Below are 20087 nucleotides of genomic sequence, written 5' to 3' on the forward strand. Positions count from 1 at the left end.
GGCTAGACGAGCGAGGCGATGTGGCCGCGATGCCGCCGCAAGTCGAACAGGATCGAGCCGACGTTCGCCGACGGGTGTACGAGCACCAGCAGGACGGCCTCGCTCGACAGGGCGCTGACGAGCGCGAAGCCGCGCTCGTACTCCAGCACCGAGGTAACCAGGGGGCCGCGCTGAGCGTGCACCGCCAGCTCTTCGGCGGCGGCAACGAGGGCGGGGACGTGGGCCGCGAGAAGCTCGGCGTCGAGCGACGTGGCGGTGCGGCCATCGATGACGAGGCCGTCCCGGCCAAGGAGGATGACCCCCTCGACGCCGTCACGCTGGGCCAGGGCTCCGACCAGCTCGCGAATGGTAGGCATCCACGCTCCGTGGTGGTTCATGGGGGCAGTCGAGCCAAGCATAACGGGGGAGGGGGTGAAGTCAAGCTGGATCGCTTGAAGTCAGGGAGCCCAACGGGTAGTCTACGCCACGGGAGAACATGATTACGAACTCGTTGTCGATTCGCATGATACGCTCGTCGCTCGCTCGCTTCGTCGCGCTCGCCGCCGCCTTGGCCGGAACCACTGCCTGCAACGACACGCTGGGGCTCAGGGCCTCGCTCTCGGTGGTGTTCGACAGCACGTCGGTGTACGCGCTCACGAACTCGCCCATCAACTATCCGTCGGCGTTCAGCTTCGCGAGCGGGATCCCCGTTCGCGTCGATCCCAGCATGGGCTTCGAGGTCGCCTTCGACCTGGCCGCGAACGGGAAGGTCCAGCTGATCCCGGCGCGTCGCATCAGCACGACGCGCATCGTGAGCGGCGTCGCGTCGTCGAGCCCGCAGGTGGGGATGCAGCTCGTCAAGGGGACCTTCGAGTCGATGACGAAGGCGCCCACCGGTGGCTACACGCGCGACTCCACCTTTGTCGTGGCGCCGGGTGAGGCCGTGGTGCTCGAGCTCTCCGGCGATGCGTGCACCTATTCGCTCGTCTCACAGCAGTACGCCAAGCTCGTCGTCGACAGCATCAACACCAGCCGTCGCCAGATCTACTTCCGCGCCGTGCGCGACCCGAACTGCGGCTTCCGCTCGTTGCAGCCGGGCGTTCCCAAGAGCTAGTCGTCACCATCCATGCATGATTTCCGGGTACTCCGCGACCAGGTCGACCTGTTGCGGAGCGCGATGCGTCGCCGCGAGAAGCTCGAGGCGCTGGCGCCGCTCATCGATCGCGGCGCCGCCCTCGACGTCGAGCGTCGCGCCACCATCCAGGCGGTCGAGGAGCGCAAGGCGGCGCGCAACGCCAACGCGCAGGAAGTCGCCAGGCGCAAGAAGGCCAAGGAGGATGCCGACGACCTCATCGCGCATGGTCGCCAGCTTGGCGACGAGATCGGTCGCCTCGAGGGAGAACTCGCGCGCGCCGAGCAGGAGTTGCAGGGGATCCTCCTCGAACTCCCCAACATCCCGCTCGACGAAGTGCCCGACGGCGACGAGACGCACAACCGCATCGAGAAGACGTGGGGCGAGCCGCGAGCGTCGGAGGGGGTGAAGCCGCACTGGGAAGTGGCGGAGGCGCTCGGCATCCTGGACCTGGCGCGCGGCGCCAAGATCGCGGGGTCCGGCTTTCTGGTGCTGCGTGGCCTTGGCGCACGCCTCACGCGTGCCCTGATGAACTGCTTCATCGACATCCACACGCGCGAGCACGGCTATGAGGAAGTGTGGGTCCCGGTCGTCGTCAATCGCGCGTCGATGACGGGAACGGGTCAGCTCCCGAAGTTCGAGGACGACATGTACGGCGTGAGCGGCGAGGACCTGTTCCTCGTTCCCACCGCCGAGGTCCCCGTCACCAATCTCTATCGCGACGAGATGCTCGACGCGGGTGACCTGCCGCGCGGCTTCGTGGCCTATACGCCCTGCTTTCGCAAGGAAGCGGGGGCAGCAGGAAAAGACACACGCGGGCTGTTGCGCCTGCACCAGTTCGACAAGGTCGAGATCGTGCGCTACGCCGCGCCGGAGCATGGCGCGGAAGAACACGAACGCCTCACGCGGCATGCCGAGACGTTGCTCGAGCGCCTCGGGTTGCCGTATCGGCGTGTCCTGCTTGCGGCTGGCGACACGGGGCAGAGCAGCGCCAAGACGTGGGACCTCGAGGCGTGGGCCCCCGGCGTCGGCAAGTGGCTCGAGGTCTCGTCGTGCTCGACGTTCACCGACTACCAGGCGCGCCGGTCGAACATCCGCTATCGCCCCGCCCCGGGCGAGAAGCCGCGATTCGTCTACACATTGAATGGATCCGGGCTCGCCTTCCCGCGCGTCATCGCCTGCCTCCTCGAGCACTATCAGCAGGCCGATGGCTCGGTTTCGGTCCCCGAAGTCCTCCGCCCGTATCTCGGGACGGACGTGATTCGCTAGGCATGCGGCGCCGCGCCACGTGGGTCGTGGGCGTGGTGGTGGCGCTCGTGCTGGGGTCCTACGTCCTCTACACGCAGCGCGTGGTCTCGCGCCTGCGCGCCGAGGCCGGGCGGGAAGGGCGCATGTACGCGCAGGTCTATCGCGCTCTCACCGACACGGCCAGCAATCCGCTCGGCGCGCTCTTTGAACTCTCCGATCACATCAGGCGCTCAGGCGTTCCGGTCATCGTCACCGACCGCTCGGGGCGACCGACGGCGGCGGCGAACCTTCCCTTTCTGGGCCCCGATTCCTCCTTCAAGCCGGACGATCCTCGCCTGACGCAATGGATCATCCGGCTCGATGAGGAGAACGAACCGGTGAGCGAGCCGAACATCGGCACGGTGCACTTCGGGCATACGCCGCTCGTGCGTGAACTGCGCGTTGTCCCGCTCCTGCAGGCCGGCGTGCTCGGCCTCGTGCTGCTGGCGGCGCTGTACATCTTCCGCACGAGGGCGCACGCCGATCGCGAGCGCGTCTGGGCGGGGATGGCGCGCGAGTCTGCGCACCAGTTGGGCACTCCCCTGTCGAGCCTCAGTGGATGGATCGAGCTGCTGCGCGAGCGCGATGCCGACCCGCTCACCACGCGCGCCCTCGATCACATGCAGGGCGATCTCGAGCGCCTGGAGCGCGTGGCCCATCGCTTCGAGCGCATCGGGCGCCCGCCCAATCGCGAGGAGGTCGACGTGGGGAAGATCGTGCACCGCGTGGCCGACTACTTCCGCGCCCGCGTGCCGTCGCTGGCGCACGCCGTCACCATCGAGACGTACATCCACGAAGGGCCGCTCGTTGCACAGGGCGATCCCGTCCTCATCGAATGGGTGCTCGAGGCGCTCATCAAGAATGCGATCGATGCGCTGGCCGGCAACGGCGGGCGCGTGCGCATTGGCGTGAAGCGCACGCCTGAGGCGATCAAGCTGATGGTGGCTGACGACGGCCCCGGCGTGCCGCGCGACCTCCGCAAGCGGATCTTCGAGGCCGGCTTCTCCACCAAGCAGCACGGATGGGGGCTTGGGCTCGCCCTCACGCGCCGCATCGTGGAAGAGTCGCACGGCGGGACGCTCAACCTTCTGCCGACGGACCGGGGCGCCGTCTTCCAGATTATCTTGCCCGCATGACGTCGTCGATCGTCCCCACGGACAAGATGATCGCGGGTTTGAATCCTGCCCAACGCGAAGCGGTGCTGACGGTCGACGGACCGCTCCTGGTGCTGGCCGGCGCAGGGTCAGGGAAGACCCGCGTCCTCACCACGCGCATCGCGCACCTCATCGAGCATCACGGCATCGAGGCGCGCCAGATTCTCGCGGTCACCTTCACCAACAAGGCGGCTGGTGAGATGCGCGAGCGCATCGCGCGGTTGCTGGGGCACGAACCGTCGGGAATGTGGGTGGGGACCTTTCACGCGATCGGGGCGCGCCTCGTCCGTGCGCAGGCGCACCTCGTGGGGCGCACGCCGGCTTTCACGATTTATGACGAGGACGACTCGCTGGCGGTGGTGAAGCGTGTGATGGAGCGGCTCAAGCTCAACACGAAGGAACACGCGCCGCAGTCGATCCTCGCCTCGATCTCGGACGCGAAGAACGCACTCGTCTCGCCTGACGAGTATGCGCGCCTGGCCATGGACGTGCACAGCAAGGTCGTGGCCGACGTGTACCGCAACCTCGAACCGGCCATGCGCCAGGCCAACGCGGTCTCGTTCGACGACCTGCTCACGCTCCCCGTGCAGCTGCTGGAGCAGCACGCGGCACTCCTCGAGCAGTATCGCCGGCGCTTTCGCTACATCCTGGTAGACGAGTTCCAGGACACGAACCGCGCGCAGTACCGCTTCGTGTCCTTGTTAGGCGGTGCGCACGGCAATGTGGCCGTCGTGGGCGACGACGACCAGTCGATCTACGGCTGGCGCGGCGCCGACATCCGCAACATCCTCGACTTCGAGAAGGACTTTCCCCGGGCGCATGTGGTGCGCCTCGAGGAGAACTACCGCTCGACGCCGCAGATCCTTGCCCTGGCCAACGCCGCCATCTCGGTCAACACGGAGCGGCGCGGGAAGACGCTGCGCTCCACGCGCCCCGGCGGCGACCCCGTCTCGGTGGTCGCCGCGCTCGACGAGCGCGACGAGGCGGAGTTCGTGATCAGCGAAATCCAGGGGCGTCGCTTCAGTGCACGCGGGCGCGCGCTCAAGGACTTCGCCATCCTCTATCGCACCAACGCGCAAAGCCGCGCGATGGAGGAAGGGCTGCGTCGCCACGGGATCCCGTACCGCCTCATTGGCTCCGTGCGCTTCTACGACCGGCGCGAGATTCGCGACCTGATGTCGTACCTCAAGCTCGTCGCCAACCCCAATGATGACGAGGCCTTCCGTCGCGCCATCGCCGTACCTCGCCGCGGGGTGGGAGAGACCTCGGTCGAGACGCTGGGCGAGGCGGCGTACCAGGCGCGCGTCTCGCTCCTTGCCGCCGCTACCGATCCGCAGCTTCTTGGCGGAATGCGCCCGGCCGCGCGGACGGCGCTGGCGGACTTTGCGGCACTCGTCAGGCGGCTGCGCGAGCTGGCAAAGGAATCGCCGGTCGACGAGGTGCTGCGCGAACTGGTGGAGTCCATTCGCTACGCCGAGCACCTCCGCGCCGAAGGGCCCGACTCGGCCGAGCGCATGGAGAACGTGCGCGAACTCATCACGTCGGCGGCCGAGACGGTGATTGACGACGGCGGCGAGGTCGGGCTCACGCCGCTCGACCACTTCCTGCAGCGCGCCACGCTCGTCGCCGGCGTCGATGCGCTCGACCCCACCGCCGATGCCGTCGTGCTCATGACGCTGCATAACGCCAAGGGGCTCGAGTTCCCGGTCGTCTTCATTTCCGGTTTGGAGGAAGGGCTCTTCCCGCTGGCGCGCTCGCGCGAGGAACCGGCGCTGCTCGAGGAGGAACGCCGCCTCTTCTACGTGGGAATCACCCGCGCCGAGGAGGTGCTCTTCATCACGCACGCGCGTAGCCGGCGGCGCAACGGCGAGATGCTGAACTCCATCCCGTCGAGCTTCGTGCGCGACCTGCCAAAGGAACAGGTCAAGTCGCTCGCCACCGTTAGGCTGCGCGGCAGCGGCTTGTACGGCGACGACGCGGTGGGGCGCTCAAGCGGCTCCTTCGGCGGCTCCTTCGGCGGCGGCTTTGGCAGTTCGCGCCGTGGCGATGCGTCGCGCTCCGGCGGCGATCGTCGCTTTGGAGAGAGCGCCGGGCGCAACGACTGGTTTGGTGATCGCCCCACGCCATCCGAGCGCCGGCCCGGCACGCCGGTCACACGCCCCACGCCGCGCGACGTCCCCGCCGAGGAGGAGTCGCAGGACGCGCCGCTCTTTGCGCCAGGGGTTCGCGTAAAGCACGCGAAGTTCGGCGAGGGGACGATTGCCGAGCTGTCGGGGAGCGGCCGCGACGCCAAGGTCACGATCGACTTCGACGACGACACGGTGGGACGGAAACGCCTCGTGGTGGCATACGCCGGACTCGAACGCGGAGTGGAGTGAATGTCGGTCACCAACGATGACGTGCGACACATTGCCGCCCTCGCGCGCCTGGGACTCGAGCCGGATCGCACTGAGCTGCTCGCGCGCGAGCTGACCGGGATCCTCGCGCACATGGACGTCCTCGCCGCCGTCGACACGTCGGGTGTGGACCTGCACGCGCGCGCCGACGGGGAAGGGATGCCGCTGCGCGACGACGTGGTCGGGTCGGTCGCGCTCACGCGCCCGCGCGAGTCGTTCGCTCCCGCCACGCGCGACGGCTTCTTCCTGGTGCCGCGCCTGGCAACGCACGAGGAGGCAGGAGACGAGGCAGGAGACGAGGCGTGAACGCCGACGTGTTGCGGCTGACGGCAGCAGAGCTGCGCGCCCGCGTTGCCACTGGCGATGCCTCGGCGCTCGCCGCGACCGATGCATCGTTCGCCCGCGCCACTGCCGCCGGCGCCGGACGCGACGCGCTCAACATCATCCTCTGGCACGATCGCGAATGGTCGCGCGCCGCCGCCGAGTCGATCGATCGCTGCGTGGCAACCGGCGTTGCATTGGGGGCGCTGGCCGGCGTCCCGGTGGTGGTGAAGGACAACCTCGCCACCGAACAGCTCCCCACCACCTGCGCCTCACGCATCCTCGAAGGCTACGTCTCGCCGTACGAGGCCACTGCGGTGCGCCGGCTGCGCGCGGCAGGAGCCGTCGTCGTCGGCAAGTCCAACATGGACGAGTTCGCGATGGGCTCGTCCACCGAGCACTCGGCGTACGGCCCCACCCGCAACCCCGTCGCCCCCGATCGTGTTCCCGGAGGCTCGTCTGGCGGATCGGCTGCCGCCGTCGCCGCCGGCCTCGTCCCCATCGCGTTAGGCTCGGAGACCGGTGGATCGGTGCGACAGCCCGCCGCCTTCTGCGGCGTCACCGGCATCAAGCCGACCTACGGCCGTGTGAGCCGCTTTGGCCTCGTGGCCTTTGCCAGCTCGCTGGACCACGTCGGGGTCTTTGGCCGCACCGTGGGCGATGCCGCCATGGGCCTGCAGGCCATTGCCGGCGTCGATCGTCACGACGCCACGAGTGTGGACGTCCCCGTGCCGCCCTACAGCGACGCTGCAGCGCACTCGCTGACTGGTCTCGTCGTTGGCCGCCCGCGCGAGTACTTCCCGGAGTCGCTCGACCCCCGCATGCGCGCCGTGTGCGATGCGGCGCTCGACGCCCTGCGCGAGGCCGGCGCCGAGGTGCGCGACGTCTCGCTGCCGCACACCGAGCTGGCCATTCCCGCGTACTACATCATCGCCCCCGCCGAGGCTTCGTCCAACCTTGCCCGATTCGATGGTGCACGCTACGGGATGCGCCTGACGGGTGACGGGCTGCGCGGGATGTACGAGGCCACGCGTTCCCGCGGCTTCGGGGAAGAGGTCACGCGGCGCATCCTGCTGGGGACCTACGTCCTCTCTGCCGGCTACTACGATGCGTACTATCGCAAGGCGATGGAGGTGCGGCAGCTCATTGCGGGCGACTTCGCGCGCCTCTTCGCCTCGGGCGTGCACCTGCTCCTCACCCCCACCACGCCTACGCCGGCCTTCTCGCTGGGCGCGGTGAGCGACCCGTACGAGATGTACCTGAGTGACATCTTCACCGTGACGGCCAACCTGGCGGGGATCCCGGCCATGTCCGTCCCCGCGGGCTTCGTCGACGGGCTCCCGGTGGGGGCACAGCTCATGGCGCCGCACTTTGGCGAGGCGACCATGCTGGGGGCGGCCTTCGCCCTCGAGCGCGCGTTAGGCGTGGGCGGGAGACGATGAGCCACCCGGCCTGGGAACTCGTCATCGGGCTCGAGGTGCACGTCCAGCTCCGGACGGACACCAAGATCTTCTGCGGCTGTCCCACCGATTTCGGCGCGCCGCCCAACGCCAACACGTGCCCGGTGTGCCTGGCGCTCCCCGGCGCGCTCCCCGTGCTCAACGCGCACGCGGTGCAGCTGGCGGTGCGCGCCGCGCTCGCCCTGGAGTGCAGGGTGCACCCCGTCTCGGTCTTCGCGCGCAAGAACTACTTCTATCCCGACCTCCCCAAGGGATACCAGATCTCGCAGTTCGACCAGCCCATCGCGACGGCCGGCCGACTCGCGATCGGTACGGCAGCGGACGGGACGGCGCGCGTCATCGGGATCACGCGAGCGCACATGGAGGAGGACGCCGGCAAGTCGGTGCACGACCGCTTCCCGGGTGAAACCGCCATCGACCTCAATAGGGCGGGGACCCCGCTCATCGAGATCGTTTCCGAGCCGGACCTGCGCACCCCGGCCGAGGCGCGCGAGTACTGCACCCGCCTCAAGGAGATCCTCGAGTACAGCGGCGTCTCCGACGCCAACATGGAGGAGGGCTCGCTGCGCGTCGACGCCAACGTCTCCATCCGCCCGCACGGATCGTCCGCGTTAGGCACCAAGACCGAGATCAAGAACATGAACTCGTTCTCCGGGGTCGAGCGCGCGATCGCGGCGGAGTTCGCCCGCCAGGTGGCGCTGGTCGAGGCGGGAGAGCGCCTGGTGCAGCAGACACTCCTGTGGGATGCCAACCGGAACGAGGTGCGCCCGGCGCGCAGCAAGGAAGGGAGTCACGACTATCGGTACTTCCCGGAGCCCGACCTGCCACCGCTCGTCCTCTCGCATGCCTATGTCGACGCACAACAGGCGGCACTTCCCGAACTCCCCGCCGCCCGCCGCGCGCGCATCATCGATCGGTATGCGCTCCCCGCCTACGATGCCGGTGTCCTCACCGCTAACCGCGCCATTGCCGACTACTACGAGGAGGTGGCGCGCACACTCGGCGACGGAAAGACCGCGGCCAACTGGGTCATGGGCGAGCTCCTCGCGTACCTCCACAATGCCGACGTGACGATCGAGGCGTTCCGCGTGGCCCCCGCCGAACTCGCCGCGCTCCTTGTCCTCGTGCGCGACGGAACCATCTCGAACAGCGCGGCGAAGAAGATCTTCCAGCACATGGCGCAGGACGGCGGTTCTCCGCGCGCCATCGCCGAGCGCGAGGGGCTGCTGCAGGTGAGCGACGACGGCGCGCTTGCCGCGTGGGTCGACGCCGTGTGGTCGGCGCATCCGGACGAGGTCGCGCGCCTGGCGGCCGGTGAGAAGAAGCTCCTCGGCGTGCTCGTCGGCGCCGTCATGAAGGCGTCCGGAGGGCGGGCAGACCCGCGCAAGGTCAACCAGTTGATCGCGACGAAGCTGGCAGAGCGCACCGCCTGACCGGGCGTTTGACGATACACGGCTGGCGACGCACGCCTGACGGCGCACACCGGTCCACGCACGCCTAACGGCGCACGCCCGTTCACGCATGCCTGGCGACGCGCGCCTAACGACGCACGCCCGGAGCCGCCTCCGGCGCGCGCGCTAACCGCCGGCGGGTGCCGGGGCGGGGGACGTGTCCTCGCGCAGTGACTGCTCCGGTGCCCCCTCACCGAACAGTGGCGTGGCCAGCGCCGCGGCGTGCGCGAGCGTGGAGGCCGGCATGCCGAAGTGGCGATCCGCATCCTCGAGCAGGCGATCCTCGCCCCCCAGGCGCAACGCCTCGCGCCGCACCCGCTTCGCCAGCCGCAAGCGCAGGTCTCCGGACGGGTCGAACGCATACGGCTCCGCCGCGTCCCGCCGATTGAGCAGGTCCACCACGTAGTCGAACGAGCGCGCGAGATAGATCCCCACCTGGTCGTTGGGAAGGTCCCAACGCGAATGCTCGCTTGCCAGCTGGAAGATCCGCTGCCACGACTCCATGTCCGTCACGCGCACCATGCCGCGAAAGATGCGGCGATTGGTCGGGGTGCTGAAGATGGTCGGGCTCAGGATCCGGTCCAGGTGACCGTCGCTGCGCGAGTGGTCGAGGAGGATCAGCTCCCGCGCACGCCGCGCCGAGCGCTCGCCAAGGTGCGTCTCGAAGCGGTTCTCCCAATAGCTGTGCCCTAACGCCGCGGTGCTGGAGGTGACCGCCAGCTGCCGGGGAACGAAGTAGTTGTGGGCCACGACGTCGGCGGCCAGGTGTGCCAGGTAGCCAAACGAGAAGGCGCGCAGCGGCTCGTCGCGTGCCCGATCGAGGATCTCGAACCCCACCATCCACGAATGGCAGTGGCGCCCGGCCGCCGCGTACTTCTTCGCGATCGACGTGTCGGCCGCAATGGAACCGTACAGGAACTCGTACGGAAACGCGCGGAGCAACTCGCCCAGTGCTGGCGGCAGCAGGTGCAACGAGCGCAGCAGCGCCTCCCCCAGGAAGACGTGCGTCCCCGGCGTCCACGCCAGCGCCGTGGAGGGGAGGAGGATGAGGAGCGCGCACGCGCCCAGCAGCATCACGGTGGTCAATCGCGACACGAGCGTTCCTGGTCGCCGTGACCTAACGCCGCGAGCGCGAGCGATGCCGGATGCGCGGCGCCTCGCTGGCCGGCGCCTCCTTTGCCGGCGCCTTGCTCACCGGCACGTCGACCACGTGCTCCCCCCACGCGTTCTCCTCGATCGCGCGCTCAACCTCGTCATCGCCGTCATCGCCGTCGCCGTCATCGCCGTCATCGCCGTCGTCGCCGTCGTCGTCATCACCGTGGCCGAACGCGTCGTGCCTGGCTTCGACAATGTCGTCGTCCTCGTCGTCGACACCCTCGCCGTCGTCGTCATGGTCCTCGTCGCCATCCTCGTCGCCATCCTCGTCGCCCTCGAGCGCATGGCCGTCACGCGACTCCCCTGGCAGGAACCCTAACGAGCGCCGGACCACGCGCCCCCCCGCCTTCACCCCTCGCAGCAGCGACGCCGCGCCGATCACGACCCCTTCCACCTCGTCCTGCGCGATCTCGGCGAGCGCGTCCAGTCGCGCCAACCGCCCTTCGGCCGCGTCCATGACCGTGCGGATGCGCTCGCTCGCGTCGGCGATTGTCTCCGACGCCATCTCGACCGGCGCCTTGAGTCCCTTGGCCAGCGAGCGCACCTCTCCCGTCACTTCCCGCGCCTCGGTGATCGCCGCCTTGAGCGGCTCATACGCGTTCTTGATCAGCACGCTGAGTTCGTCGATGGTCTTCTTCAGGGCGTACAGGAGCAGCACCCCGACGATGAGCATCACCACCACGAGGATCGACACCAGGCTCTGGGCCACCCCCGCCGCCGTGTCGAGCCAGGTGCGCTCGAGGACGACCCGCGTTCCCGCGGAATCGGCCGCCTGCAGCATGAGGAGGATCGACGGCGCCAGCCACCACATGGGCACCACGCAGATGAGAGAGAGGGAAGACGCCGGGTCGCGCCTTCCTCGCATCGTACCGCGTCGCCGAAAGCGAAGTCAAGCGACGCCTTGAACACGCCCGTCGGGCACGGGCATTATTCGCCCACTCCAAACACGACGCGAATGTCATCAGTGCAGTACATCGTGGAGGGCGGACACCGCCTCTCCGGCAGCATCGAACCAGCCGGCAACAAGAACGCCGCGCTTCCCATCATCGCCGCGGCGCTGCTCACCCCGCACGAGGTCACGCTCGAGAACGTGCCGCGCATCCGCGACACGGAGATCCTCGTGCAGCTGCTGCAGGCGGTCGGGGCGCGCGCCGAGTGGACGGCCACCAACACGCTGGTCATCGAGGCCAGGGAGATTCGCACCGAAGAACTCGACCCCGACCTGTGCGCCAAGATCCGCGCGTCGATCCTCCTGGCCGGCCCGCTCCTGGCGCGCTGCGGACACGTGGTCCTGCCGCCGCCGGGAGGCGACGTCATCGGGCGCCGGCGCGTCGACACGCACTTCCTGGCGTTCGAGCAGTTGGGGGCGACGGTGTCGGCCACGGATCGCTACGAGTTCCGCGCCACTGCGCTGCGCGGCGCGGATGTCTTCCTCGACGAGCCGAGCGTGACGGCGACCGAGAACGCGCTCATGGCGGCGGTCGCCGCGACGGGAACCACCGTGCTGCGCAACGCCGCGTCGGAGCCGCACGTGCAGGACCTCGCGCACTTCCTCGTTGCGATGGGGGCAAGGATCGAAGGGATCGGGACGAACACGATGTCGGTGCACGGCCCGGCGACGCTGGGGGGCGCGCGACACCGCATCGGCCCCGACCACATCGAGGTTGGCTCCTTCATCGGGCTGGCCGCCGTCACGCAGTCGACGCTCCGCGTGGTCAGGGCCGGCGTCGAGCACCTGCGCTCCACGCGCATGGGCTTCGAGCGGCTGGGCATTCATTGCGAGGTCGAGGGGGAGGATCTCATCATCCCCGCCGAGCAGTCGCGCGTGATCAGGTCCGACCTGGGTGGGCACGTCCCCAAACTCGAGGACCAGCCGTGGCCCGCCTTCCCGGCCGACGTGATGTCGATCGCCATCGTCACCGCGACGCAGTGCGAGGGGATGGTGCTGATGTTCGAGAAGATGTTCGAGTCGCGCCTCTTTTTCGTCGACAAGCTCATCGCGATGGGGGCGCGCATCGTGCTGTGCGACCCGCACCGGGCCATCGTCTCGGGACCGACGAAGCTCCGCGCGGCGCGCGTCGAGTCGCCCGACATCCGCGCCGGCATGGCGATGCTGCTCGCCGCGATGTGCGCCGAGGGGACGAGCACGATCAACAACGCCACGCAGATCGAACGCGGCTACGAGCGCATCGACGAACGGTTGAATGCGTTAGGCGCGCGCATCACGCGCGTCCCCGCACGGGCGTGACACGAGGCGCCGCGCCACGCGGCGAGCGGCCGGTCGCGAGGTCCCGGTGACCATCGCCGGCCACATTGGCCCGGCGGGGAGCGCGCCGGGGCGCCCCGACCTCGAACCCGTGCCCGGTTTCGAAGCGTTAGGGGTGATTGCCTTCACGACCACGCGCGCGCGCGGTGACTTCGCCCTCGACTCGCGGGAGCCGGCGCGCGACGTCTTCGGTCGCTGGCAAGGGCTGATGGACATGCTGTCGCCGCACGCGACGCGCCTGGCGTTCGCGCGCCAGGTGCACGGTGATCGCGTCCTCCTGCACGAGGGGGGATGGAGCGGCTGGATGCGCGCCACCGATGCAGATGCGCACGTGACGCTGGCGCCGGCAACGGCGCTGGCGGTGACCGTCGCCGACTGCGTCCCCGTCTTCCTCGCCCATCCCACGGGAGCGGTCGCCGTGGTGCACTCGGGGTGGCGCGGGACGGTGGCGAAAGTCGCATCGCGCGCCGTACAGCGACTGGTCGAGGCCGGCGCGCCGGCACACGAACTCCACGCGCACTGTGGTCCGTCGATCTGCGGCGGCTGTTACGAGGTCTCGAGCGAGGTGTATGCGGAGCTGACAGGTCGCGCCGTCGCCGCGCCGACGCCGGTCGACTTGCGCGCCCTCATCGCCGACGACCTGCGCGCCGCCGGCGTCCGCGATATCTCGATCAGCCCCTGGTGCACGCGCTGCGATAACACGCGCTTCTATTCGCATCGCTGCGGCGATGCCGGGCGGCAGGTCGGCGTCATCGCCCGCATCTGATCGGGGGTCGAGGCGGCGTTCGACGGGGGGGGAGCGAGGCGTCCGTCGAGCCATCGGACGGCTGCCACAGGGGGGCATCGTTGCCCTCTCGGTCAGGTTGACCTCCCCCGGTTCGGTCCGTACATTCACCTCGCTTCGCGGGGCGCTTGCCCGCGATCCGGAAATGTGGGGGAGGGTTCCCCCGCATTTTTTTGTTCTTGGGCCGGTTTTTCGACGAGATATGCTTCAGGCGCTGCAGGATTTCGTTCGGCAAGAGGTGGACGCCCTGGGGTTTGACCTGGTCGAGTTCCGGAGGGGAGGAACGGCGCGTCGGCCGCTGCTCGATGTTCGCATCGACCGCCGCGACGGGACCAAGGTGACGATCGACGATTGCGCCCACGTGTCCCGCGCGCTCGAGCCCAGGCTCGATGCGTCGGGAATGGTGGGCGATCAGTACGTGCTGGAGGTGTCGTCGCCCGGGGTTGAGCGCCCGCTGCGGCATGCGGGTGACTGGCGTCGCTTTGCCGGGCGTCGGGCGTCGGTCTCGAGCCCCGCGGTCGGGGGGCGTATCGAGGGCGACATCGTGGGGCTGGAAGGAGACGAAGGGCGCGAGGTCGCGGTGGTTCGCGACCAACGCGGTGTGGAGCATCGGGTGCCGCTGGCGGATGTCAAGGAGGCACGTCTCGTGTTCGTCTGGAACAAGTAGAGGGTCGTCGAATGTCCGGAACCGCAGAGATTCTCACCGCAATTCGCGAGCTGTCCAACCTCAAGGGGCTGGACCGCACGGAATTGCATGGATTGTTGCAGGACGGCATTCACGCCGCCCTCGCCAAGAAGCATGGCGCCAATGTGCAGGCCGAGGTCGAGATCGACGAGAACCGGGGGGACATCCGCATCGTCCTCCTCAAGACCGTCGTGGCCGAGGTCACCGACCCCTCGCGCGAAACGTCGCTCGAGGAGGCGCAGTTCGAGGACCCGGAGTTCCAGGTCGGCGACGTGATGGAGATCCCGGTCGACTTCGCCGAGTTTGGGCGCAGCGCCGTGCAGGCGGCCAAGCAGCGCATCATCCAGCGCGTCCGTGAGGGCGAGCGCACCAAGATCCGCGACGAATTCGCCAACCGCGTCGGCGAACTCCTCTCGGGGGCGGTGCAACAGATCGAGCGCGGCAAGCTGGTGATCATCCTCAACAAGTTCGGCGAAGCGGAGGCGATCATGCCGTACCGCGAGCAGAACCACCGCGATCACTACCATCAGGGCGACCCCATTCGCGCCGCGCTCAAGCGCGTGGAGGAGACGCCCAAGGGGCCGCGCCTGATCCTGAGCCGTGCCGACCCACTCTTCGTGAAGGCGCTCTTCAAGCTCGAGGTCCCGGAAATCCAGCAGGGCATCGTCGAGATCCGCGCCGCCGCCCGTGAGGTGGGGAGCCGCACCAAGATTGCCGTCTGGTCGCGCGACGACGCGATCGACCCGGTGGGGGCGTGCGTCGGCCTCAAGGGGGCGCGCGTGCAAGCCGTGGTGAACGAACTCAGCGGCGAGCGCATCGACATCGTGCCATGGTCGGCCGATCCCGAGCGCTTTGCCAAGCTGGCGCTGGCGCCGGCCAAGGTGGCGCGCGTCTTCTCCGATCCGGAGGGAAAGGCGATCCAGGCGGTGGTGGACGAGGACCAGCTCTCGCTGGCCATCGGACGCAACGGGCAGAACGTGCGCCTGGCGTCGGAGCTGACGGGGTGGAAGATCGACCTGTACTCGAGCCGCGAATGGCTGGAGCGCAGCGAAGGGCCGATCTTTGCCCCGCTCCCCGAGGAACAGGATGCGGCGGACGTGAAGCTCGCCGAGCTCGGAGGGATGCCGCCGGCGACGGTGGCCATCCTCGAAGAGGCGGGATACCGTACCTTGAACGACATCATCGATCTGGAGCGCGAGGATTTCCTGCGACTCCCCGGCATCGCGCCGGAGGAAGCCGATCGCATCATGGGAATCGTGAACGAACTCACGACCGATGAGGAAGGAAACGGCGACGGTCCGGCCGGGGCGTAGTTGAAGACGTCACCACCGGACGACACGCCGGCAGTTCGCGCGGGAACCGCGATGGATGCGTCCACGGAGCGACGGTTGCTCGGGTTGCTGGGGCTCGGCGTGCGTGGGCGCGGCGCGATCGTGGGAGTCGACCGTGTGCGTGAGGCGGCGAAGAAAGGGCTGCTCGCAGTGGCAGTCGTTGCGCCTGACGCTTCGCGGCATTCGCGGGACAAGGTCGTGCCGCTCCTCGAGGCACGGCGCATACGAATCATCGAGGGGCCCTCGGCGGCAGCGTTAGGCAACGCCGTGGGGCGAGAGGCGACGGCCGTGGTCGGGGTCACCGATCGTGCGCTGGCGTCGGGCGTGCTCGCGCTGTGTGGCGCGGGCAATGATGGGGACACGGGTCCGGCACGGGCCCGCTAGGAGGATCGTTTGAGCAAGCTTCGCGTACACGACATGGCAGGGGAGTTCGGGATCTCCGCGGACGAAGTGATCGGCATGCTTCGGTCGATGGACGTACCCGTGCGCAGCCACTTGACGGTGCTCACGGACGACCAGGTGGCGCGCGTGCGCGCCCGCTGGGAGCGTGAGAAGCGCGCGCGCCAGGAAAAGCCGGCGCCCGCCCCCGCCGCCACACGCCGCCGCAAGGGAGCGCCCGCCGCCACCACGGCAGCCGCCGCGAGCGCGGAGGCGGTCCCGGCCGCCGCCCCGTCAGCGATTCCCGTCGCGGAAGGCGCCGCCGGCGCCGCGGGTGCCACCGGCGCCGCGGGTGCCACCGGCGCCGCGGGCGCCACCAGTGCCAAGGGCGGCGTGCGACGCCGTCGGGCCGCCGACGTCGCGGCCGCTGCCGAAGCGCTCGAAGTCGCCGCGGAAGAGGCAGCCGCCGTCGAAGTCCCGGCGACGGCCATCGCCGAGGAGCGGGTCTCCCCGGTCGAGGTCGCCGTGGCTGAGACTCCTGCCGCCCCGGCGGTCGAGGCGGAGACGCCACGTGCCGCCGCCGTGGAGGTGGCCGAGCCCGAGTCGCCCGCCGCGCCGGAAGCGCCGGCGCCGGTCGTGGCGCGTGCCCCGGAGCCGGTCGTTCCCGTGGCGCCTCCACCTCCGCCGCCTCCGCCGCCGTCCGCGCCGCCCATCCAGCCGCAGACGTACTCGACCGGCCCGTCCATCCCGGACCGGCCGCGCCCGCGTCCCATCGTCCCTGGCGCCCCGCGCCCGCGCGCCGGGCAGGGGGGCGGTTTCGAGCGCCCGCGACCGGTCGCCTCGGCGTCGCCCTCGGGGGCCGTTGGTCTCCCGCCGCGCCGTGACGAACAGCGCGGCAAGCCCGGCGCCGGTGGTGGCACGGCGTCGTCGGGATCGTCGCAGGCGCCGCAGCAGCAACAGCAGCGCGGGAAGAAGAAGGGGAAGCGGGGGGCGGTCGACCAGGAAGAAGTGTCGGCCAACATCTCGCGCGTCATGGGCGCCATGCGTGGCGGCGCCCCCAAGCGTGGCGGGCCGCGCCGCGATGACGGACGCGAGGAACTCGAGGCGATTCGCCGCGAGGAGGCCGAGCGCGAGAAGAAGACGGTGCGCGTCAACGAGTTCATCACCGTTGGTGAACTCGCCGAGATCCTCAAGCTCTCGGCCAGCCAGATCGTCGCCTTTGCCTTCAAGAACCTCGGGTTGATGGTCACCATCAACCAGCGGCTCGACTTCGACCAGATCGAGTTGATCGCGGGCGAGTTCGGCTTCCAGGCGGTGCGCGAGGAGGAGTACGCCGCCGACATGGGGGAGACCAAGGCCGAGGACAAGCCCGAAGACCTCGTCTTCCGGCCGCCGGTCGTCACCATCATGGGTCACGTCGACCACGGCAAGACGTCGCTCCTCGACTACATCCGGAAAGCGAACGTCGTCGCCGGCGAGGCGGGCGGCATCACGCAGCACATCGGGGCGTACCACGTCACGCTGCCTAACGGCAAGCAGATCACCTTCCTCGACACCCCGGGCCACGAGGCGTTCACCGCCATGCGTGCCCGCGGTGCCCAGGTGACGGACATCGTCATCCTCGTCGTCGCGGCCAACGATTCCGTCATGCCGCAGACGATCGAGGCCATCTCGCACGCCAAGAACGCTGGCGTGCCGATGATCGTGGCGATCAACAAGGTCGACCTCCCTGACGCCAACCCGATGCGCGTGATGCAGGACCTCCTGCAGCACGGCGTCGTGCTCGAGGACTTCGGCGGGACGACCCTGTCGACCGCCGTCTCGGCCAAGAAGGGGACCAACGTTCCCGACCTCCTCGACCAGGTGCTCCTGCAGGCCGAAGTGCTCGACCTCAAGGCCAACCCCGACCGGAAGGCGACCGGGTCGGTCGTCGAGGCGCAGCTCGACCCGGGAAAGGGGCCGGTGGCAACCATCCTCGTGCAGAGCGGGACGCTGCACGTGGGGGACGACTTCATCTGCGGCCTGCACTCCGGGCGCGTGCGCGCCATGCTCGACGAGCGCGGCAAGCCGGTGAAGGTGGCCGGACCGGCGATCCCGGTGCAGGTACTCGGCCTGACCGGCGTTCCGATGGCCGGCGACCAGTTCGTCGTCGTCGAGGATGCCAGCCAGGCGCGCGAGATCGCGCAGCGCCGCGAGCGCCTCGATCGTGAGGCGAAGAGCCGTCGCACCAGCAAGGGCGTGGTCTCGCTCGAGGACTTCATGTCGCAGGCGGCCGCCGGCCAGAAGCGGACGCTCAACCTGATCATCAAGGCCGACCAGGGCGGACCGGCGGAAGCGCTCGCCGACGCGCTGCAGAAGCTCTCCAACAGCGAAGTGCAGGTGGACGTCGTGCACCGCGGCGTCGGCGCCATCACCGAGGGCGACATCCTGCTCGCGCGCACGTCGGGCGCGATCATCATCGGCTTCCATGTGCGGCCTGACAACAACGCCCGTGCAGCAGCGGAGCGCGAAGGGGTCGACATCAAGCTCTATCGGATCATCTACGAGGCCGTGGCCGACGTGCGCGCCGCGCTCGAGGGCATGCTCCGTCCGGAAGAGCGGGAGGTGGTGCTGGGCGAGGCCGAGGTGCGCGAGATCTTCAAGGTGTCGCGCATCGGGACCATCGCCGGGTGCTCGGTCCGCAGCGGTATCATCACCAAGACGGGTCGCGTTCGCCTCATTCGCGACGCGGTCGAGGTGTACGACGGCACGCTGGCGTCGCTCCGTCGCTTCAAGGACGACGTCAAGGAAGTCAAGGAAGGCTACGAGTGCGGTATTGGCCTCGAGAACTTCAACGACCTCAAGGTCGGCGACGTGATCGAGTGCTACAAGACGGAGGAAGTCGCCCGTACGCTGCAGCCCGAATCGGCGGGAAGCTGATCGCCCGCCGATGCCGACCACCGCGCGGCGCGGTGGTCGCCCCGCGGACGGGCGCGCTCGTGCGTCCGTGCCGCCTGACGAACGAATCCCCCTGGGTGCAGTGCGCGACAACGCCTGCTGCGCCGCGTTGGAGTGAGAATCATGGCGAATGATGGGCGCCGCCCGGACCGGGTTGCCGAAGCCATTCGCGAAGAGGTCGCGCGATTCCTCGCCGAGGGCGTCAAGGACCCTCGCGTCACCGCCCTGGTGACCGTCACCGGCGTCGACGTCACACGCGACCTGCGCCACGCGCGCATCTTCGTGAGCATCCTGGGGTCCGACGCCGACAAGGCACAAACCCAGGAAGGACTGAAGTCGCTGGCCGGTCACCTGCGCAGCCGGCTCGGCAAGTCGCTGCGCCTGCGACTGGCGCCGGAGCTCGAGTTCGTGATGGACGAGAGCATCGCGCACGCCGCCCGCATCGAGACGCTGCTGGCCCAGATCAAGGACGGCACGCTCGCCCCGCCCGATGCGAGCGACCTCGACTGACGTCCTCCTCCTCGTGGACAAGCCGGCGGGGATGTCGTCGCACGACGTCGTCGCACTCGCCCGCCGTGCGTTAGGCACGCGAAAGGTCGGGCACGGCGGGACCCTCGACCCGTTTGCCACCGGGTTGCTGGTCCTGCTCGCAGGGCGGGGGACGCGACTGCTCCAGTTCGTGCCGGCGGAACCCAAGGTGTACGAGGCCACGATTCGCTTCGGGAGCGAGACGGACAGCGACGACCTCACCGGTCACATCGTGCGCGAGGCGCCGCTCCCCGCGCCTGCGGCAGTGCTCGCCGCACTCCCGTCGCTCACCGGAGACCTCGACCAGCTCCCTCCGGCCTATTCGGCCAAGCATGTGGCGGGAGAACGTGCGTACGAGATCGCACGTCGCGGCGCCGCCCCGGAGCTGGCCCCCGCGCGCGTGCGCGTGGAGCGCTGGGACGTGCTCGAACAGCACGACGCTCGGCTCGTGGCGCGCATTGCCTGCGGTACCGGAACCTACATCCGCGCCCTGGCGCGCGACCTGGGTCGCGCGACCGGCTCCGCCGCTCATCTCGAGTCGCTCCGGCGCGTACGCGTGGGGCCGTTCGACGTGCGCAACGCCACCGATGTCGAGGCGCTGCGCGCAGGCGCCCCGCCATGCCACGACCTGGTCGAAGCGTTAGGCACCATGCCGCGGTTGCAGCTCGACGCCGACCAGGTGCGGCGCGTCCGGCACGGCATGCGCCTGCCGGCTTCCGGCAACGACACGCGCGTGGCACTCCTCGACGACGAGGGTGAACTCATCGCCGTGGCCGATCGCGATGGGGAGTGGTGGCAACCGGCCGTTGTCCTCTCCGTCGCCTAGTCGACTTCGTCCCTCGC

The 20087-nt window shown here is 69.3% G+C and carries 18 protein-coding genes; 15 read left to right on the forward strand and 3 right to left on the reverse strand.

The annotated features are described in order from the left end of the window. Positions 1-2: 2 nt before the first annotated feature. Complete coding sequence (locus IT359_06620; protein MCC6928651.1) at positions 3-356, reverse strand: roadblock/LC7 domain-containing protein; 354 nt, start codon at positions 354-356, stop codon at positions 3-5. A 119-nt stretch (positions 357-475) separates the two neighbouring features. Here IT359_06620 and IT359_06625 point away from each other — a divergent pair, with 119 nt between their 5' ends. From IT359_06625 to gatB, 7 genes are read left to right on the forward strand one after another with little or no spacing between them, the layout of a single operon-like run. Further along, positions 476-1093: a hypothetical protein gene (locus IT359_06625; protein MCC6928652.1), complete on the forward strand. Its 618-nt coding sequence runs from the start codon at positions 476-478 to the stop codon at positions 1091-1093. Between the two features lie 12 nt (positions 1094-1105). Further along, complete coding sequence (gene serS, locus IT359_06630) at positions 1106-2380, forward strand: serine--tRNA ligase (protein ID MCC6928653.1); 1275 nt, start codon at positions 1106-1108, stop codon at positions 2378-2380. A gap of 2 nt (positions 2381-2382) precedes the next feature. Next, entirely contained in the window at positions 2383-3534 is a 1152-nt protein-coding gene (locus IT359_06635; protein ID MCC6928654.1) for a HAMP domain-containing histidine kinase, read from the forward strand. Continuing rightward, on the forward strand, positions 3531-5930 hold the full coding sequence (locus IT359_06640) for a UvrD-helicase domain-containing protein (GenBank protein ID MCC6928655.1): 2400 nt from the start codon (positions 3531-3533) through the stop codon (positions 5928-5930). The genes IT359_06635 and IT359_06640 overlap by 4 nt, the downstream gene beginning before the upstream one ends. Beyond that, positions 5931-6254: an Asp-tRNA(Asn)/Glu-tRNA(Gln) amidotransferase subunit GatC gene (gene gatC, locus IT359_06645; GenBank protein ID MCC6928656.1), complete on the forward strand. Its 324-nt coding sequence runs from the start codon at positions 5931-5933 to the stop codon at positions 6252-6254. It begins immediately after the preceding gene. A 17-nt stretch (positions 6255-6271) separates the two neighbouring features. Continuing rightward, positions 6272-7711: an Asp-tRNA(Asn)/Glu-tRNA(Gln) amidotransferase subunit GatA gene (gatA, locus tag IT359_06650; GenBank protein MCC6928657.1), complete on the forward strand. Its 1440-nt coding sequence runs from the start codon at positions 6272-6274 to the stop codon at positions 7709-7711. Beyond that, positions 7708-9162: an Asp-tRNA(Asn)/Glu-tRNA(Gln) amidotransferase subunit GatB gene (gatB, locus tag IT359_06655; protein MCC6928658.1), complete on the forward strand. Its 1455-nt coding sequence runs from the start codon at positions 7708-7710 to the stop codon at positions 9160-9162. The genes gatA and gatB overlap by 4 nt, the downstream gene beginning before the upstream one ends. 144 nt (positions 9163-9306) lie before the next feature. Here the strand turns inward: gatB and IT359_06660 are convergent, their stop codons facing one another. Together IT359_06660 and IT359_06665 are read right to left on the reverse strand one after the other, a co-directional pair. Next, positions 9307-10275, reverse strand: a complete 969-nt coding sequence (locus tag IT359_06660; GenBank protein ID MCC6928659.1) for a zinc dependent phospholipase C family protein — start codon at positions 10273-10275, stop codon at positions 9307-9309. A gap of 22 nt (positions 10276-10297) precedes the next feature. Then, positions 10298-11152 (reverse strand): hypothetical protein, encoded by an 855-nt coding sequence (locus IT359_06665; GenBank protein MCC6928660.1) that lies wholly within the window; start codon positions 11150-11152, stop codon positions 10298-10300. Positions 11153-11290: 138 nt separating this feature from the next. On the opposite strand from IT359_06665, the gene murA reads away from it, so the two are divergent. From murA to truB, 8 genes are all read left to right on the forward strand, one after another. After that, positions 11291-12583, forward strand: a complete 1293-nt coding sequence (murA, locus tag IT359_06670) for a UDP-N-acetylglucosamine 1-carboxyvinyltransferase (GenBank protein ID MCC6928661.1) — start codon at positions 11291-11293, stop codon at positions 12581-12583. A gap of 46 nt (positions 12584-12629) precedes the next feature. Next, complete coding sequence (locus IT359_06675; GenBank protein ID MCC6928662.1) at positions 12630-13367, forward strand: polyphenol oxidase family protein; 738 nt, start codon at positions 12630-12632, stop codon at positions 13365-13367. 220 nt (positions 13368-13587) lie between these two features. Further along, positions 13588-14052 (forward strand): ribosome maturation factor RimP, encoded by a 465-nt coding sequence (locus IT359_06680; protein ID MCC6928663.1) that lies wholly within the window; start codon positions 13588-13590, stop codon positions 14050-14052. 11 nt (positions 14053-14063) lie between these two features. After that, positions 14064-15383 carry a transcription termination factor NusA gene (nusA, locus tag IT359_06685; GenBank protein MCC6928664.1) on the forward strand — a complete coding sequence of 440 codons (1320 nt, stop codon included), beginning with the start codon at positions 14064-14066 and terminating at the stop codon, positions 15381-15383. Positions 15384-15434: 51 nt separating this feature from the next. Next, positions 15435-15785, forward strand: a complete 351-nt coding sequence (locus IT359_06690; protein ID MCC6928665.1) for a ribosomal L7Ae/L30e/S12e/Gadd45 family protein — start codon at positions 15435-15437, stop codon at positions 15783-15785. Positions 15786-15794: 9 nt separating this feature from the next. Beyond that, positions 15795-18698 (forward strand): translation initiation factor IF-2, encoded by a 2904-nt coding sequence (gene infB, locus IT359_06695; GenBank protein ID MCC6928666.1) that lies wholly within the window; start codon positions 15795-15797, stop codon positions 18696-18698. A 141-nt stretch (positions 18699-18839) separates the two neighbouring features. Then, a complete protein-coding gene (gene rbfA / locus IT359_06700; GenBank protein MCC6928667.1) occupies positions 18840-19226 on the forward strand; it encodes a 30S ribosome-binding factor RbfA in 387 nt (128 codons plus the stop codon). Continuing rightward, a complete protein-coding gene (gene truB, locus IT359_06705; GenBank protein ID MCC6928668.1) occupies positions 19207-20070 on the forward strand; it encodes a tRNA pseudouridine(55) synthase TruB in 864 nt (287 codons plus the stop codon). The genes rbfA and truB overlap by 20 nt, the downstream gene beginning before the upstream one ends. Positions 20071-20087 lie beyond the last annotated feature (17 nt).

Source organism: Gemmatimonadaceae bacterium, from assembly GCA_020852815.1.
Classification (GTDB): domain Bacteria; phylum Gemmatimonadota; class Gemmatimonadetes; order Gemmatimonadales; family Gemmatimonadaceae; genus SCN-70-22.

Excerpts from the sequence above, each read along its gene's own strand:
- IT359_06620 (MCC6928651.1), bottom strand. The coding sequence starts at position 356 with ATGCCTACCATTCGCGAGCTGGTCGGAGCCCTGGCCCAGCGTGACGGC.
- IT359_06625 (MCC6928652.1), top strand. The coding sequence starts at position 476 with ATGATTACGAACTCGTTGTCGATTCGCATGATACGCTCGTCGCTCGCT.
- serS (MCC6928653.1), top strand. The coding sequence starts at position 1,106 with ATGCATGATTTCCGGGTACTCCGCGACCAGGTCGACCTGTTGCGGAGC.
- IT359_06635 (MCC6928654.1), top strand. The coding sequence starts at position 2,383 with ATGCGGCGCCGCGCCACGTGGGTCGTGGGCGTGGTGGTGGCGCTCGTG.
- IT359_06640 (MCC6928655.1), top strand. The coding sequence starts at position 3,531 with ATGACGTCGTCGATCGTCCCCACGGACAAGATGATCGCGGGTTTGAAT.
- gatC (MCC6928656.1), top strand. The coding sequence starts at position 5,931 with ATGTCGGTCACCAACGATGACGTGCGACACATTGCCGCCCTCGCGCGC.
- gatB (MCC6928658.1), top strand. The coding sequence starts at position 7,708 with ATGAGCCACCCGGCCTGGGAACTCGTCATCGGGCTCGAGGTGCACGTC.
- murA (MCC6928661.1), top strand. The coding sequence starts at position 11,291 with ATGTCATCAGTGCAGTACATCGTGGAGGGCGGACACCGCCTCTCCGGC.
- IT359_06680 (MCC6928663.1), top strand. The coding sequence starts at position 13,588 with ATGCTTCAGGCGCTGCAGGATTTCGTTCGGCAAGAGGTGGACGCCCTG.
- nusA (MCC6928664.1), top strand. The coding sequence starts at position 14,064 with ATGTCCGGAACCGCAGAGATTCTCACCGCAATTCGCGAGCTGTCCAAC.
- IT359_06690 (MCC6928665.1), top strand. The coding sequence starts at position 15,435 with ATGGATGCGTCCACGGAGCGACGGTTGCTCGGGTTGCTGGGGCTCGGC.
- rbfA (MCC6928667.1), top strand. The coding sequence starts at position 18,840 with ATGGCGAATGATGGGCGCCGCCCGGACCGGGTTGCCGAAGCCATTCGC.
- truB (MCC6928668.1), top strand. The coding sequence starts at position 19,207 with ATGCGAGCGACCTCGACTGACGTCCTCCTCCTCGTGGACAAGCCGGCG.